The sequence below is a fragment of the Streptomyces avidinii genome, assembly GCF_014650695.1.
Taxonomy (GTDB): Bacteria; Actinomycetota; Actinomycetes; order Streptomycetales; family Streptomycetaceae; genus Streptomyces; species Streptomyces avidinii.
The window spans coordinates 317119-332263 of sequence record NZ_BMVL01000006.1 but is presented as its reverse complement, the minus strand read 5'-3'; the positions used below and the strand labels follow the sequence as shown (position 1 = coordinate 332263).

At 72.9% G+C, this 15145-nt stretch carries 15 protein-coding genes and 1 pseudogene; 7 read left to right on the top strand and 9 right to left on the bottom strand.

All coding sequences use genetic code 11. The features are described 5' to 3' along the window. Positions 1-94: 94 nt before the first annotated feature. The 3 genes from IE257_RS17965 to IE257_RS17955 all read left to right on the top strand — a co-directional run bounded on the left by IE257_RS17965 (position 95) and on the right by IE257_RS17955 (position 3759). Entirely contained in the window at positions 95-1891 is a 1797-nt protein-coding gene (locus IE257_RS17965; RefSeq protein WP_189969765.1) for a methyltransferase, read from the top strand. Between the two features lie 543 nt (positions 1892-2434). After that, the gene (locus tag IE257_RS17960; RefSeq protein WP_229920465.1) at positions 2435-3016 is read left to right on the top strand and encodes a helix-turn-helix transcriptional regulator; all 582 of its coding nucleotides are present in this window, start codon (positions 2435-2437) and stop codon (positions 3014-3016) included. 236 nt (positions 3017-3252) lie between these two features. Continuing rightward, positions 3253-3759, top strand: a complete 507-nt coding sequence (locus IE257_RS17955; RefSeq protein WP_209468393.1) for a nuclear transport factor 2 family protein — start codon at positions 3253-3255, stop codon at positions 3757-3759. 134 nt (positions 3760-3893) lie between these two features. Here IE257_RS17955 and IE257_RS17950 read toward each other — a convergent pair whose 3' ends face one another. Continuing rightward, a complete protein-coding gene (locus IE257_RS17950; protein ID WP_189969762.1) occupies positions 3894-4565 on the bottom strand; it encodes a DUF4232 domain-containing protein in 672 nt (223 codons plus the stop codon). A gap of 574 nt (positions 4566-5139) precedes the next feature. Here IE257_RS17950 and IE257_RS17945 point away from each other — a divergent pair. Continuing rightward, positions 5140-5688, top strand: coding sequence for a hypothetical protein (locus tag IE257_RS17945; protein WP_229920464.1), 549 nt, complete (start codon positions 5140-5142; stop codon positions 5686-5688). 46 nt (positions 5689-5734) lie between these two features. Here IE257_RS17945 and IE257_RS17940 read toward each other — a convergent pair whose 3' ends face one another. After that, a complete protein-coding gene (locus tag IE257_RS17940) occupies positions 5735-6532 on the bottom strand; it encodes an arylamine N-acetyltransferase family protein (protein WP_229920463.1) in 798 nt (265 codons plus the stop codon). Between the two features lie 48 nt (positions 6533-6580). Beyond that, positions 6581-6712 (bottom strand): annotated as a pseudogene (locus IE257_RS38400) (flavodoxin); the annotation flags it as partial. On the opposite strand from IE257_RS38400, the gene IE257_RS17935 reads away from it, so the two are divergent. Continuing rightward, on the top strand, positions 6712-7119 hold the full coding sequence (locus tag IE257_RS17935; protein ID WP_229920502.1) for a GNAT family N-acetyltransferase: 408 nt from the start codon (positions 6712-6714) through the stop codon (positions 7117-7119). The pseudogene IE257_RS38400 and the gene IE257_RS17935 overlap by 1 nt on opposite strands. Before the next feature lie 92 nt (positions 7120-7211). On the opposite strand, the gene IE257_RS17930 is transcribed toward IE257_RS17935, so the two are convergent. The 4 genes from IE257_RS17930 to IE257_RS17915 form a co-directional block, all read right to left on the bottom strand. Continuing rightward, complete coding sequence (locus IE257_RS17930) at positions 7212-7418, bottom strand: MbtH family protein (protein ID WP_030386649.1); 207 nt, start codon at positions 7416-7418, stop codon at positions 7212-7214. 49 nt (positions 7419-7467) lie between these two features. Then, positions 7468-7794, bottom strand: coding sequence for a hypothetical protein (locus tag IE257_RS17925; RefSeq protein ID WP_189969756.1), 327 nt, complete (start codon positions 7792-7794; stop codon positions 7468-7470). Between the two features lie 349 nt (positions 7795-8143). Next, positions 8144-8797 (bottom strand): serine/threonine-protein kinase, encoded by a 654-nt coding sequence (locus tag IE257_RS17920; protein WP_229920462.1) that lies wholly within the window; start codon positions 8795-8797, stop codon positions 8144-8146. 342 nt (positions 8798-9139) lie between these two features. Then, positions 9140-10309, bottom strand: coding sequence for an alpha/beta hydrolase family protein (locus tag IE257_RS17915; RefSeq protein ID WP_189969752.1), 1170 nt, complete (start codon positions 10307-10309; stop codon positions 9140-9142). A gap of 396 nt (positions 10310-10705) precedes the next feature. On the opposite strand from IE257_RS17915, the gene IE257_RS17910 reads away from it, so the two are divergent. After that, positions 10706-11131, top strand: a complete 426-nt coding sequence (locus tag IE257_RS17910) for a subtilase-type protease inhibitor (RefSeq protein WP_189969750.1) — start codon at positions 10706-10708, stop codon at positions 11129-11131. Positions 11132-11148: 17 nt separating this feature from the next. Here IE257_RS17910 and IE257_RS17905 read toward each other — a convergent pair whose 3' ends face one another. Continuing rightward, the gene (locus IE257_RS17905) at positions 11149-11529 is read right to left on the bottom strand and encodes a winged helix-turn-helix transcriptional regulator (protein WP_189969748.1); all 381 of its coding nucleotides are present in this window, start codon (positions 11527-11529) and stop codon (positions 11149-11151) included. A gap of 103 nt (positions 11530-11632) precedes the next feature. Between IE257_RS17905 and IE257_RS17900 the strand changes: the two genes are divergently transcribed. Next, positions 11633-12040 carry a RidA family protein gene (locus tag IE257_RS17900; RefSeq protein ID WP_189969746.1) on the top strand — a complete coding sequence of 136 codons (408 nt, stop codon included), beginning with the start codon at positions 11633-11635 and terminating at the stop codon, positions 12038-12040. Between the two features lie 72 nt (positions 12041-12112). Here IE257_RS17900 and IE257_RS17895 read toward each other — a convergent pair whose 3' ends face one another. After that, complete coding sequence (locus IE257_RS17895; RefSeq protein WP_189970176.1) at positions 12113-15145, bottom strand: acyltransferase family protein; 3033 nt, start codon at positions 15143-15145, stop codon at positions 12113-12115.

The window sequence follows — 15145 nt, the reverse complement described above, 5'->3', positions numbered from 1 at the left end:
GCTCTCCACCGCATCCATCCGCTCCGTCCGCCGCATCGGCTTCGCCCTGCCCTGCCCCGCCCTGCCCCCGTACCGGCCCGAGGACACCTTCACGATGACGACCACCTTCCCCGACAAAACGTTGCTCCTGGACGACACCGCCAGCCTGCGCACGGCAGCCCGGTTCGTCCGCGAGCACGACAGCGCAGCCCTGCTCCCCCTCCTCCTGCCCGGCCTCGACGGCCCGGACCTTCAGGCGCTGGCCGGGCAATGCCGTTTCGCCCACGCCGGGTTGCTGCTCTTCCCGTCGGACACGGAAAGCCTGCGGTCCCAACTCGCCGACTGTGGACTGGCCGTGGACACTCAGGCCCAACCCAGCGTCGTGGTACGGGAACGCCTCGCCCGGCGCCACCGGCGCGACCCGGCCGAGCTCGACGTGCAGATCCTGCGCCCTCGGGTGCTCGGCTGCGACGGGGAGGTCCGTGCGGTCGAGGTGTTCGCCCTGACCGTGCCCCCGCACTCCGGCCTGGAACCGATCGCCGCGTACGAGCGCACCCGCCAGCACGAGGCGCACCTCGCCTTCGAGGTCGAGCACCCGGAGACGCTGGCCCTGCGCGGCCTCTGCGCGATCCTCGTCCGTCACGGTGCACGGCCCGACGGCGGCGGCTACAACCCGCACGAGGACGGCACCGTCCTGTACTTCACCCTCCCCGCCCGCGCGGCCTGCGACTACCGGCGGCTGGAACTCTACGCACGCGGCGACCACCGGGACACCCTCGCCGCTCACCTGGACCACGACTCCGGCCGTGACGCGCGGCAGCCCGCCGAAACGCTCCTTCATCTCCTCACCGGGGCATGGACGACACAGGCACTCACCGCGTTCGCCCGGCTGGGACTGCCCGAGGCCATGGACACCCGTACCGCCTGCCGCACCGAGGACCTCGCCCGGCTGACGGGCACCGACCCCCGGAGCCTCGCCGTACTCCTGCGCTATCTCGTCATGCTCGGCGCCGTCACCCGGGTCCCGGTCCCGGTCCCGGTCCCGGCCCCTGCCCATGAGCAGCGGATGGAGCAGGTGGAGCAGGAAGGATTCCGCCTGACCGAACTCGGCGCCCTGCTGCGCGCGGACACGCCCGGCTCGATGCGACCGCTGGCCCTGATGTACGGCGGCCCGTTCTACCGTTCCTTCAGCGGCCTCGACCACGCCGTGCGGACCGGGCAGCCGGCCTTCGACCGCATCTTCGGCGAGAACCACTTCGACCACTTCGCCCGCGACCCCGAACTCGCCTCCCTCTTCGACCGGTCGATGGCCGCGAGTTCACGGATGTTCCAGCCGCTCCCCGCCCACCCGGTCATCGCCGCGGCCGCACAGGCACCCGAGTCCGCGACCGTCGTCGACATCGCCGGAGGCAACGGAGAGCTCCTCGGTCTCCTGCTCGCGGCACACCCGCGCCTGCGCGGTGTCCTCCTCGAACGTCCGCACGCGGTCGAGGCCGCCCGCCGCCGGCTCGACGCCGCGGGCTGCGGCGCGCGCTGCGACTACCGCGCGGGTGACTTCGCCGACGTGCCGTCCGGGGGCGACGTCTACGTCCTCTCCCGCGTCCTGCACGACTGGGACGACGACCGCTGCCGCGAGATCCTGCGCCACTGCGCCCGCGCGATGCCCCCACACGCGGACCTGCTCGTCGTGGAACGCCTCCTGCCGGTCGACGGTTCTCCCTCGCTGGCCACCGCCTGGGACCTGCACATGCTGTGCAACGTCGGAGGCCGCGAACGTCACGCCGACCACTACGCGCGGCTGTTCGCCGAGTCGGGCCTCCACCTCATCGGCCACAGCCCCCTGCCCCTGGACGCACACGTCCTCCACGCCCGCAGGGCGCCCGCACCGGACCCCGTCGCCCGACGGCGCTGAGCGGCTACCGCCCACCGCCCACCGCCCACCGCCCAATGCGCACCCGGCCCACGCCTCTTCATCCGATAGCCCCGCCGCGGCCGTTCGCCGCGCGGTACGGTGCTGCACGGACACCGCTCGGATCCGCGGGCGGTGGACGTGGGACGAGCCCGGAGCGCCGGACCGGGCGGAACGGGGCTGCGCATGCCAACGACGGTGGTGGGGTTCCGGCTGGGGTGCGACGGCAGAGGCCGTCAGGTGACCGTGTTCGTCTCGCAGGCCGGCGTGCTCTACCGGTCTGCGGGCCCTTACGGGGAGCGGCCGGTGCTGGTCCGGCCCGAGGTTTGTGGTTCCCGGTCCAATGCCGGAGGTTGTGGCCGAGTCGGGACTGCGCAGCGTGCGCGACGAGGGGAGCCGGGTGGACGCCGCGATCGCGGCCGGCGACGATTTCATCGCCGAGGGCGGACACCCCTTGCACGTCCACGATTTCCACCAGTTCCTGCATGTTCCGGTCGGCCGGATCGTGGTCACCGCGCTCGGCCGGACTACGAGCTGTCGGCCTCGGTGGCACTGTGGATCCCGGCGGGCATCGCGCACAGCGCACGGTTCGGGGCGGACTCCGTCATCGCCGCCGAGGCCTTCGATGCCGAGGGCTTCGAGCTGCCGTACCAGGACGTCACCACGATCAACATCACCGATGCCCAACGCCGCCTCGTCCTCGGCCGGATGCGCAGCACCGTCGCCCGGGACGACGACCCGGAGGTGTTCGCCGCGCTGTCCGCCGGGCACCGCAACTGCCTGCCGCTGCCCCAGCCCACCAGCCACACCGCCGGCGCCGTGGCGCGGGAGCTGGCCCGTACCCCGAGTGACCCGCGCACCGCGACGGAGTGGGCGGAGAACCTCTACACGAGCTCGACCAGCCTGCGCCGGGCCTTCCGCGCGGAGACCGGCATGGCCTTCTCCGAGTGGGGCACCCGGCTCCGGCTCAACCACTCGCTGAGCCTGCTGGAGCAGGGCCAGTTGGTCAGCACGGTCGCCGCCCGGGTGGGATTCGTCAGCACCAACGGCTACATCCTGGCCTTCCGCCGCCACTTCGGGCAGACGCCGGGCGCGTACGTGCGGAGCTCGCTGGACCGCTCGGCGTAGGTACGCGGCGCGGCGCGGGAATCGCGGCCAGGGGCTGCCCCGTCGACCGGGTCCGGGTGGACAGGAGTGGGCAGGGCTGGACAGCGACCGGCCCCGTGGGGCCTGGCGGGTGGACACCGACCGGCATGAGTCTGTGCGCCATGAACGTCGCAGGTACCCGGACGGACGCGGCCCGGGTCGCACCCGCCCCCGTACCCGTACCCGCCCCTGTATCCGTACCCCGAGGAGCTTCCACCATGTCGTCCCGCTCACTCCGTGCCATGACCGTGCTGACCGCCACCGCGGTCCTCGGCGCCACCGCCACCACCGCGTACGCCGCTCAGCACACCGACCGCCGCACGCCGGGCATCGTCGGGGCCTGGGCCCGCGCCTGGAACGGTACCGACCCCCGGGCGCTCGGGGCCGTGTTCACCGCCGACGGCGTCTACACCGACGAGGCCGTGGCCGTCACCTTCCGCGGCCGCAAGGAGATCTCGGGGTGGAAGGCCCGCGCCGACTCCCTGATCGACAACGTCCACGTCACCGTCCGCACCGCCCGCCTGGACGGCGACCGCGTCACCGTCCAGGCCGTCTACTCCGGCCACCTCAAGGGCGCGCCCAAGCCCTTCGCCGTGCCGATGACCGCCGTGCTCGACCTCGACAGGAACCACTGCCGGATCGCCTCCGACAAGGACCACTACAGCCTGGCCACGGTCCTCGCCCAGTCCGGCCTGCCCGCCGACTGGAACCCGTCCGCCGCCTGATCGGCCGCGCGCCGTCCGGCCGAACCGGACCTGCCCCGTCCCCGGGGGTCACGACCCGGGTACGGGGCAGTCGGCTGTCCGTGCCGGTCGCCCTGCCGGTGCTTGCCGGCACGGAAACCTCCGGGGCGTACGGGTCAGCCGCCCTGGCCGGCGCTTCCCACCGGGCCGATCTTCACCGAGGCGCCGCCGCCCTCCGTGACGGGCAGGGTGCCGGCGCCCGGCCAGTCGAGGGTGACCGACTTCGTCTCGTCCGGCGGGGTCACCACCAGCCCCGTGACGCGGACGCCGGAGCCGCCCGACGTGTTGAGCGGGTAGGTGATGCCGAAGTACGTCGAGTCACCCTTCTTGAGGACGGCGGTGTCGGCCTGCTGACCGGTGCGCTTCGCGGACAACGAGCCCGACCCGGTCTTCAGGTCGACACCCGCGTATCCGGAGATCGTGCAGTCCCGGCCGCCGCGGTTCTTCAGCGTCACCGCGACGGTGCCGTCCGCGTCGCCGCCGATGGTGCGTTCCGCGGCCGTGATCTCCAGCTCGTCGGTCCGGCACTTGCCGGCCTTGCCGCTCGCGTCGGAGCCGGTCGCGGCGGCCGTGCCCTTTCCGCCGGAGCTCGTCGTCCCGTCGGAGGCCTTCCCGCCACCCGGATCCGAACTGCCCACCGAGGGCGACGCGGTGGAGGCGGCCGAGGCGGTGGACGAGGGCGACGGGCCGCCGCTCTGCCCCGCGCCGTCCGCGCCGTTCTGGCAGGCCGTGAGCGAGAAACTCGCCGCGACGGCCAGGGCTGCGAAGGTCAGCTGGTGAACGCGCATCGTTGCTTCCTCGGGTTCGGGGTCGGGTTCGGGGTCGGGTCGGCGGTGCGGGCGGTCGGTGCGGTCGCTACGAGCGAGCGTCTCTGATCAGAAGGACCCGCCCGGCCCGGGCAGCCGTTCCACCCGAGCACCCACCCATACCTTCCTGTTACACGCACATCCGGACCCGACACGCGCGCACCCGCTCGGGGCCGCCGCCGACCAGCGGGGACGGCGGTGCCCGCCGGCCTTCCGCACCTTCGGGAGGCGGTCGTCCCCCGGTACAGACCCGTGACCCGGCGGATCTTGACCCCAACGGGTGGGATACCTGCTCGACCCGGCCGTTGCTGCTGTCCCACTCGTTCGGGGCGATGGGCGGCAAGGTGGCGAGCGGAACCTGACCGGTTAGTTCAGCCGGAGCCGGAGCCGGAGCCGGAGCCGGAGCCGGCGCCGGAGCCGGCGCGGAAAGGCTCCCCTGCGACATGACGACCGCCTCCTGCCCACCTGCGGACAGGAGGCGGTCCTCGTCGCCCTGGCGATCATGTGACCGCTTCGTGTCCGGCTCGTTGGTGCGGACACCGGCCGAGATGTTCTCATGGGCGAGCACGACGGGTCGGCGGAGCAGCCGAACACGGGGGAAGGACATGCGGTGGTCGAGCGGAAAGCCGTGGGCGTCACGGTCACGGGATTGATCGAGGCCGCCACGGACGGCCAGAGCGGCGCCCTGTGGCGGCTCCGGAAGAAGGGCCGGCAGCTCGACGCGAACCTGGTGCGGCTCCTGCCCGGCGGAGAGATCGCCGTGCACCGGGAGCCCGAGGTGGACGTCCTGCTCGCCGTGGTCCACGGCGGTGGTTCCCTGACCCTGGACGGCGCCGCCTCGGAGGTCGTGCCGGGCTCCCTCACCCTGCTGCCGCGCGGGGCCTCCCGCTCGCTCCGAGCCGGCCCCGAGGGACTGGTGTTCCTCACCGCGCACCGCAGACGTGCCGGCATGGCCATCGGCCGGCCGCCCCGCACCGAACCGCTCACACCGCAGTGCCCGGTCCACCTCGTCTGCGAGCAGTGCCACCGGCACGCCATCGAAGCCGACGCCCGGTACTGCAGCTGGTGCGGTACCCGCCTCATCGCCCGGGCCGATACGGACTGACTCGCACTGGTGTCCGCCGATGCGTACGGGAGGCGGAGGCAGGCCGCTACGGGCGGGGGTGGAGCGGGACCGGGACCCGGGGCAGGTCGATGCCGAAGTGAACGCGGTAGGCCGCCAGGACCTCGGCGTCGCCGTCCAGGGTCCGCTCGGTCCGTTCCCCGGCGTCCGTCACCGTCAGGACCCGGTCGCCGAGGGTGATCCGGCCGGTCTCCGTCAGCAGCGAACACACCGGCTTGCGGGTGAACCCGGACGCGGGCGAGGTGCTGTGCCACCACGCGCCGGTCACGAAGTCGGCCAGGAGCCGGGGACGCGCCTCCAACCGGTACTGCGGGACGCCGTCCTGGACGACGTCGAGGTCCCCGTGAGCGCCGTCGGCCGGCCCGATCCGGAACACCCCGCCCGGGTCGGGCTGCTCGCCGCGCTCGTCGAGGGCCAGCGGGAAGTGGCTGTGGTCGCCGAAGCCCACGTCCACCAGCCATGCCCGTCCCTCCTCGCACTCGACGCGCAGCGCCAGATGGTCGTAGGGGATGCCCGGCCCGCCGCCGGCCGCGTACACCCGGGCCTGCAGCAGCTCCACCCGGTACCCCAGGGACCGCAGTAGCAGCGCGAACGCCCCGTTCAGCTCGTAACAGAACCCGCCGCGGCCGCCGAACAGCTTGTCGAGCAGCGCGGCCGGCTCCAGCACGATCGCCTGGCCGAGATGGATGGACAGGCTCTCGAAGGGGACGGTCCGCAGGTGCCGCAGGTGCAGGTCGCGCAGGGCCGCCGCACTCGCCGACACGGGGCGCTCGGCCCCGATCCGCCGCAGGTACGCGTCAACCCGTGACGCGGGAAGATCTTCCATCCGGGCAGTCTCGCAACCTGCCCGCCGCCCCGCCATACTCCGCTGGTCCTAGGCCGTCCCCTCACCCGGGAAGCGGGCGAGGGGTGCGTCCTGCGCGAAGAAGGTCTTCGCACGGATCGACGCCCGCTCGTCGGCACGCACCTGGCCCGGCCGGGAAGCGTTGCCGAGCAGCCCCCGCCCTGCACGCCCTCTCGCTGGCTTTCATCCGCTCCGGTGCCCTGCGGCCCCGCAGCATCGACCACTACCTGGCACACGCCGGGGAGTTCATCCTCGCGACCGGTCGAGGCCGTACTGCGGTCCTGGGGTGCCTCGTCCTGAGCGACGAGGGGGACGGGGCCGCCGTGCTCTACAACTTCTGCGTCGCCCGGGGGAACCAGGGCCAGGGGCTGGGCGCCGCGCTGCTGCGCGCCGCGCTCGCCGACGCCGGGAGCCGACTCGTACGGGAGGTCTTCACGGCGACCACGGGCGGTGCCGCCTTCTTCCGGCGGCACGGCTTCGAGCCCGCCGGCCCGGGACGGGCGCCCGCGGTGTGGGCGGGGGCGCTGGACCCCGCACGCGGCTCGGAGGTGCTCTCCCGGAGGCCGTGAACGGTACGGCCCGCACGCGCGCGGGGCCGGACCGGAGGGCGTGCTCCGGTCCGGCCCCTCGCGGGGGACCGGGGGGCCGTCGGCCCCCGGGATCAGCTCCTGGCGACCAGGCTGGCGGGCCGCATGTCGGTCCAGTGCGTCTCCGTGTACGCGGCACAGCCCTCCCGGCTGTCCTCGCCGTGCACGACGGTCCACCCCGCGGGGACCTCCGCGAAGGCCGGCCAGAGCGAGTGCTGGTTCTCGGCGTTCACCAGCACGAAGTAGCGGGCGTCGTCGTCCTCGAAGGGGTTGGTGGCCATGGTGTCTCTCCTTGGGTGATGACCGGGGACGGTCGGTTCGGGGATGGGATCAGTGGTGGACGGGGGAGGCCTGCAGCGAGGCGACCGGTACGTCGGGGGACCGGCAGAGCGCTGCAAGGTCCTGGGTGAACAGACGGGTGAACCGGGACGGTTCGGCTTCGTCGTACAGCGCCGGGTTGGCGTCGAAGTCCAGGCGCAGGCCTCCGCCGGGGCCCGCCGCGGCGGACACCGACAGGTCGTCGACCGGGCCCGAGGCGAGGCTGACGACCCGGCCGCGGATGCCGCCGAAGTCCAGCTCCGTATCGAACGGCCGGAGGTTGACCAGCGGCCCCGGGGCGCGGCCGCCGCCGTACGCCGGCCACAGCTCGCGCGCCAACTCCTCGCCGCGGAAGCCGGAAGGTGTCCGCCCCCCGGACCGGCAGCCGCACCGGCAGGACGTTCACCGCCGTCGCGGGCACCCGCAGCGTTCCCGTGGCGGCCCGGTCGGGGTCGACGGACCACGGCGCCACGGAACGCGGCACGACCTCCTGGGTGGGCATGGGGTATGGGTCGATGGTCACAGGGCCCACGGCTGGATCTCCTCGTTACCGGCGCTTTGCTGGGCGCCGGTGGACGGTGGCCGGAGGATGCCCCCGACCCTCACCGCGTACTTAGCTTTCCTCACCTAAGTATCCCGTTCGGGGTGTGACACGTCCGCCGAACCGGTCCTCGCAGTGAACGGCGCCTCAACCCCCGGGCGGGGTGCGTTTGCTCAACCCGCCCGGGCTGTCGCCCGGTTGACTGTCGGGGGACAGCAGAGGGTCGTCGAGCTGTACGATCCGGTACCCGGGCGGCCTGCCGGCCGCCTTGGGCGGACGGCGCCGCCGGCTCGCGCCGGGCTTCGCCGAACGCGCCCGCTGCGCGGCCGCGATCAGAGCCCCCACCGGTGGTGCCTCCGCGCGCAGGCGGTTGAACCCGCGCACGGAGATCCCGACGAGAGTCGCCGCCGCCGGCCAGGCGGCCCCCTTGCGGATCGCGTTCAGCATCAGCTGTAACGCGGCCGGGGTGGGTGCCGCGCCCGGTCTGAGTCCGTGCGCCTCCGCCAGCGCGTGCGCGGCGCGGAGCGCCGTGGCGAAGCTGGCGTCGATCTCCATCCATTCGCGCAGAATGTGCTCGGGCACCCCGGCCGCGGCCGCGCTCCCGGGGATGGTCAGTCCCTGGGCCGCTCCGCGGAGGGCATCCGCCATCCGGGCGATCGTTTCCTCGCGCTGGCTCGGCGTACGGCGCAGTGCGTCGCGCAGCGCCCGGTCCATCTCCTCCTGGGAGCTCATCCAGGCCAGTACTTCGTCGGCCCATTCGTCCTGCTGTGCGCGGTGTCGCGCTTCATCCTGCATCCCCACACCCCCCACTATTAGGTTAGCCTAACCTAAGAATGAAGTGCGAGGGGAGATGTGCGTCCGTACTCGTGGTGGTCGCGGGACGGGCAGGGCTCGGGTCAACCCGTCCTGCGCGTAAGGCGGCTGAACGATAAACTGTCCGACCGTCATGTGCGATGCCGAGCCGGGTGACGGCAGAGGGCAACCCGCCCGCGAGCCGCTCGGGTCGAGGCCGATGCCGACCGAGACCACCATCGCGCCGGGATGCTCCCGGCAGAAGGCGGCGGTCAACTCGTCCAAGACGATCGCCCGGTGGACCGGGCCGAGCGCGTTGCCTCTGTTCGATTCGGTGCCCCGTACGGGGCCTCAACTGCGATGGAACACGACCTCCGGATCGGCCGCCGACGGGCCGTCCAGGCGCGGCGCCGGCTTCCCGCGCAGGTGCAGGTCGAAGAAGTCGCCGACGTACGCCCGCGTGATCTGCTGGGAGCGAGTGCCCGACAGCGGCGTCTCCGGGTGGGGGTAGCCCACCTGATCGCCGAGTACGGGCCAGTCGGTGCAACCTGGATGGCCGGCCCCCGTGACGGTCAGCCAGCGCTTCCAGCCGTCCAGCCGGGGCCAGGTGTCCTCCCAGGAGGTGTCGGGGAAGTCCGGGGGCAGCAGGGCCGGGTCACCGGCGAGCATCAGGAAAGGGCGTCCGCCGAGACCGGCCCCGGGGACCGGCGTGAAGAAGGTGCCGTCCATGTTGACCCCGGCGTCCACCCGCGGGTCCGCGGCCATGGTCGCCGAGGCCGCCGCCCCGCCGATGGAATGACCGGCCATGCCGATGTGCCGGGAGTCGATCAGCCAGGAGTACTTCCACGCAGGGCGCGAGCCGGTCAGTCGGTCCAGGAGGAATCGGATGTCACCGGCCCGGCCGTCGGAGACCCGGTGCAGCGACCCGTCCGGGAACCCCTGCTCGCACGCCTTGCAGGTGAGGGTCCGTCCGCCGGGGAAGTCGGTGCCGTCCGACTCGTAGGCGTGGTCCACGGCCGCCACGACGTAGCCGCGGCTGGCGAGGTCCTCCGCCAGGGTGGTCAGCGAGGACCGCGGCATGGTGAAGCCGGGGGAGAGCACGATCAGTGGGTAGCGGTGCGCGGAGGGCCGGGGCAGCGCGTCCGTCCGCGCGTTCGTCCGGGTGGCCGCGACGCGCTCGGGGGTGACGTACTCGCCGAGCTGCCCCCGGTCGGTCAGCAGCGACTTAGCCTCGGAAACGCTCATGTAGGGAGCGGGAGTTCCGGTGCGGGCGAGTGCCGGGTAGTGCAGCGACAGCAGCAACTCCCGGTCGGCCGTGGGCACCCAGGGGTCCTTGCGCTCCCGGTCCACCAGGTGGAGGGTGTCGCGGCCCACGGCTAAGTCGCCGGTGGGACGGGGGAGTTCGAGCCTGGTGGGGCCGGCCGGGGCGGGCGCGGCCACGGCGGGGGTGGCGAGCGTGCCGGGCGCGGCGAGGGCCAGGCCGGCCGCCAGCGCCGTCAGTACGCGGATGATCTTCTTCATGGCGGCATCCTAAGTTACTTTTAGGTAAGCCTTACCTAACTTTTCAGAGATGGCGTGGAGTCGGTCCGCTGCGACGGAGGCGTTCCGGGGCGCGACCGTGCATATCCGGTCAAGCTGAGTGGCCGTCCGGTGAACCGCGCGCGGCCGACGGCAGGTCAGCGGGGGCGGGGGTGCATGTCGCGACCGGCGTGACCCGCTCCGACCGTCGGCGAGGTGTCCGCCACGCCCCTCGTGAGCTGCCCGAACGACCATTCGGTCGTCGATATGTGAATGCTCTGTCCGTAAATCGGTCATCAACATGCAACGTGTCTGCGAGTCGGACAGTCTGGTGCCGCAACGACGCGATATCGAAACCAAATATCGCGTTCAACCTTTGAATCGAAAGTGAGTTTCGTCGTGCGTCACCGCATCGCAGCTGCCTCCGCCGCCGCCCTCGTCTGTCTGGTCGGCACCACCGGCATCGCGGCTGCTCAGCCCTCCAGCCTCTACGCCCCGTCCGCCCTGGTGTTCACGGTCGCACAGGGCGACGACGCCGCCACATCCACCGTCCTGCGGGCGTCCACCCTCAGCTGCGCCCCGACCGCTCTCGGTACCCACCCCGACCCGCGAGCCGCCTGCGCCGCGCTCAACGCCACCGGCGGAACGCTGGACCGGCTGCTGGCCGCCCCGAACCCGGACCGCGCCTGCCCGATGCACTACGCCCCGGTCACCGTGACCGCGGACGGCGTGTGGAAGGGCAGCCGCGTCGCCTGGAAGCACACCTTCTCCAACGGCTGCGTCATGTCCGCGACCCTCAACGGGAACGCCGTCTTCTCGTTCTGAGCCCGGTCCCGCGGGCCTCAGGCGTCGAACTGCCGGCGCGAGGCCTCGATATGGCCGAGGTTGTGGTGGGTCCAGTCGCACATGCCGTGAACGGTCTCCCGCAGCCCCCGGCCCGGCGCGGTGAGGGTGTACTCGACCCTCGGCGGCACCGTGGGGTGCACGGTCCGCACGAGCAGCCCGTTGCGCTCCAGCATGCGCAGGTTCTGGGTGAGCATCTTGTGGCTGATGCCCTCCACCTCGTCGCGCAACTCACTGAAGCGCAGGGTGCGCTCGCCCAGGGCCTCGATGATCAGGAGCGCCCACTTGTTGGCGACGTCCGAGAAGATCTCCCGTGCCAGCGAGTCGGCGCGCCTCAGCTCCGCGTCCTCGGGCGAGCTGCCGAACTGCTTGGTCACCATAAGGTTCCTCAGTCACTAAAAAGTGCGTTCTTCCACGTCAGCGGTCACTCTCCTACGGTTCCCCAGTAACCACAAGAGAGCAATGAACAAGGAGGCGGGCACTATGGCGATCAGCCTGATGGACCCCGACGGACTGCCGAAGATCGATGCCTACCGGCAGGTGGCCGTAGCGACCGGGTCGAAGCTGGTCTTCATCGCCGGGCAGGTGGCCTGGGACGCCGAGGGGACCACAGTGGGGGAGGGAGACCTGACGGCTCAGGTCGAGCGGTGCTACCTCAACGTGGCCACCGCCCTCGCCGCGGCCGGCGGGTCCTTCGACGACGTGGCGAAACTGACCCTGTACGTCGTCGACTGGACCCCCGACAAGATGCCCCTGGTCCTGGAGGGCATCGGCCGGGCGGCCGCGGAACTGGGCATCACTCCCGTACCGCCCGGCACACTCCTGGGCGTCGCTGCCCTGGACGTACCCGAGCACCTCGTCGAGGTGGAGGCCACCGCGGTCCTCGCCTGACCATCCCCGTACGCGACGCCCCGCTCCCGGCCCCTTCCCGGCCGGGGAGCGGGGCGTTCGCCCTTTCTGCGCCTACCCCTTCCCTCCCCGGGCCGAGACGGTCACGTGGTCCACCCGCATCGCATGACCCGGCTCGGTCGCCGGACCCGCAACCGCACCGTCGGCGAGCGGCAGGTTGCCACCGACAGCCACGTCGAGGATCAGGAACAGCCCGTGTTCCACCGCGGCCCGCCACGTTCCGGGGTCCATCCGGTCGGCGCTCACCCGGTGGTACACGCGCCCGTCCACATACCAGCGCACCTCCTGCCCGCCGAACGCGAGGTCGACCTCGACGGCGTACGAGTGGAAGGCCGTCCGGCAGCCGTCGCACGGCTGCGGACCCGAGGTCAGGCCGGCCGGCTCCCGGCACGGTCCCCCTTCGAGGACACCGCAGTGCATCGCGGCGGAGACGGTGTCCCGCCCGTTCACGGACTCCATGATGTCGAGCTCCCCGACGCCCGGCCACCCCGTGTACCCGTCGCGCAGCGGCGCCCCCAGCGTCCAGAACGCCGGCCAGTACCCGGCCGCCCGCTCCCCGGTGACGTCCGGCAGCGCGATCGACGCCTCGATCCGCAGCGCACCGCCGGGCGGTGGCGCGAAGTCGGAGCGCCGCGTCTCGATCCGCCCCGAACTCCACTGTCCGTCCTTGCGGGTGGGCACGATCTCCAGCGCACCCTTCCCGTCGAGGCGGACATTGTCCGTCGAGTCGGTCATGGTCTCGATCTCCCCGGTACCCCACTGCGGCGCGGGGCAGCCCGGGTAGCAGGTTCCGAGGTCGTGGAGCCAGTTGACGGCGGACGGAGGGGCGCCCGCCGGACCGTCGAAGTCGTCACGCAGCAAACGCGTCCACCCGTCGGCCCCCGGGGACGCCCCCGGTGGGGCCGCGGCCGTTCCGGCTGCGGCCGGCAGCAGTCCGGCCTCCGTGAACAGCCGCTCCAGCCGGTTGGTCAGGACCACCGCCGCAGCGTTCGTCAGGTGCGCGTCGTCCCGGTAGAGCAGGATCCGGTCGAGCACGGCCGGGCAGGTCGGCCCGTCGCCCGGGCACAGGACCGGGTTCACGCTGATGCTCCGTACGCCGGACAGCGCACCGGACGCGATCCGCGCCGCCAGCGGATCCGGCAGCTGGGCGTCCGCGCGGCCGAACGCGCAGGCGGCCGGGGACCCGGGACTGCCGGAGATGCACGCCGGGATGTCCTTGCCGGGTACGGGGGTGTCCTCGATGTAGACGATCGGCGCCCCCAGCGCCCGCAGCGGCACCAGCGTTTTCTCCCACGCCTCGGCCAGCAGCTTCGCGTCCTCGGTGTACCGGTTGAGCGAGGAGATCACGATGAGGCGCGGCCTGGGCTGCTTCCCCAGCCGCTCCAGGGCATCCGCCCGCCAGGTGTCGCACTCCCGGTAGGCGCGGCCGAGCTGCGGACTGTCCACGGCCAGCTCCGCCAGCGGGCAGCCCTGCTTCACCAACTCCTGGAGGGCCCAGCCCCGCTGGGCGGCCAGCGCCAGCATCGGCGAGAACCACTGCCCGGCGTGCGAGTCGCCGAGCAGCACGATCCGGTCCGGGCTGTCCGCCGCGCCGAACAGGCAGTCGGGGCTCCGGGTCTCGGCCGGGGCGACTTCGCAGGCCCCGTCCGGCGGGAAGTCCGACCGCGCCTGCACCGGGCTGGGCACCACCGGGCCGTCCACGAGCGGGGTGCCCGGGGTGCGGGCGAGCAGCGTGGGGCCCGAGGCGGCGCCCGGTGGCAGCCCCTGGGTGTCGACCGGGGCGGCGGGGCCGAGCACCCGCAGCGTCGTGGTCCCCACGACCAGCGCGAGGACCACCGGCAGCACGATCGCCGAGACGCCCACCGACAGTCCGCGGCGCTGGAGTTCGGAGACCGTCCGGCTGCGGCGCAGCGGCTGCTCGACCCAGCGCCGGGTGGCGAGGGCGGGCAGCACGGCTGCCAGTGTCAGCGCGGACTTCGCGGGCCAGCCGAGCGTGCCGAGCCGGGCCTCGGCGAGCACGAGCACCGGCCAGTGCCACAGGTACAGGGTGTAGGACAGCCGCCCGACGGCGCGGGGCGCCCGTCCCGACAGCAACCGCCCGACGCCCCAGGTGCCCTGGGTGTGCCGTTCGCCCCGGCCCGGTATCGCGGCGAGGATCACGGCGGCGGTCGCCAGGGTCGGCACGAGCGCCGCGAAGCCGGGGTACGGGGTCCCGGCGTCGTACGAAACGACGCACCAGCCGATCGCCGCGGCCCCGGCCCAGCCGCACAGCAGCCGCAGTGGGCGCGGCCCGCGCATCAGGTGCCAGGGCAGCAGCGCGAGCAGTGCCCCGACGCCGAACTGCCAGCCGCGCGAGGGCGTCGCGAGGTACGCGAGCGATTCGGAGTGCTCGGTCCAGTACAGCCCCAGGACGAACGAGCCCACGGTCAGTGGGGCGGCGGCGAGCACCACGACGAGGCGTACGGCCCGGCCCCGGCGGACCGCACGGGCCGCGCACAGCACCAGTACCGCCAGCAGCGGGGCCCAGAACAGGTAGAACTGCTCCTCGACGGCGAGGGACCAGAAGTGCAGCAGCGGGCTCTGGTCGTGCCCGGCGGCGAGGTAGTCGGTCCGCTGCGACACGAACCGCCAGTTGGCGAAGGACAGCGCCGCCGCGACGACGTCGTACTCCATGTCCGTGCGGCGCAGCGGTACGGTCAGCCAGGCCCCGGCCACGGCCACCGCGGCGAGCACCACGGCGGCGGAGGGCAGCAGGCGTCGGGCCCGCCGGGAGAAGAAGTCACCGAGCCGGATCCGGCCGGTCGTGATCGCCTCTCGGACGAGCAGGCCGGTGATCAGGTAGCCGGAGATGACGAAGAAGACGTCCACGCCGACGAATCCGCCGGTCGTCCCGGGAATGCCTGCGTGGAAGGCGAGCACCGCGAGGACGGCGACCGCGCGCAGGCCCTCGATGTCGGGCCGGAACACGGATCGGTGCGGGCTCGGCCCGGACTCGCCGCCGGTGCGGGATCCGGACGGCAGCTCTCCGGCCGGCGGAATTGCGCCCCGGCGCGGCCGGCGCCGGCCGGGTGTGACGAGGTAGGACAT

What these genes read in the sequence shown, in the direction of transcription:
- IE257_RS17950 (WP_189969762.1), bottom strand. Translation starts at nt 4,565, where the DNA reads ATGCGCGTTCACCAGCTGACCTTCGCAGCCCTGGCCGTCGCGGCGAGT.
- IE257_RS17940 (WP_229920463.1), bottom strand. Translation starts at nt 6,532, where the DNA reads ATGGAAGATCTTCCCGCGTCACGGGTTGACGCGTACCTGCGGCGGATC.
- IE257_RS17930 (WP_030386649.1), bottom strand. Translation starts at nt 7,418, where the DNA reads ATGGCCACCAACCCCTTCGAGGACGACGACGCCCGCTACTTCGTGCTG.
- IE257_RS17965 (WP_189969765.1), top strand. Translation starts at nt 95, where the DNA reads ATGACGACCACCTTCCCCGACAAAACGTTGCTCCTGGACGACACCGCC.
- IE257_RS17945 (WP_229920464.1), top strand. Translation starts at nt 5,140, where the DNA reads ATGGGCGAGCACGACGGGTCGGCGGAGCAGCCGAACACGGGGGAAGGA.
- IE257_RS17955 (WP_209468393.1), top strand. Translation starts at nt 3,253, where the DNA reads ATGTCGTCCCGCTCACTCCGTGCCATGACCGTGCTGACCGCCACCGCG.
- IE257_RS17915 (WP_189969752.1), bottom strand. Translation starts at nt 10,309, where the DNA reads ATGAAGAAGATCATCCGCGTACTGACGGCGCTGGCGGCCGGCCTGGCC.
- IE257_RS17895 (WP_189970176.1), bottom strand. Translation starts at nt 15,145, where the DNA reads ATGTCCTACCTCGTCACACCCGGCCGGCGCCGGCCGCGCCGGGGCGCA.
- IE257_RS17905 (WP_189969748.1), bottom strand. Translation starts at nt 11,529, where the DNA reads ATGGTGACCAAGCAGTTCGGCAGCTCGCCCGAGGACGCGGAGCTGAGG.
- IE257_RS17900 (WP_189969746.1), top strand. Translation starts at nt 11,633, where the DNA reads ATGGCGATCAGCCTGATGGACCCCGACGGACTGCCGAAGATCGATGCC.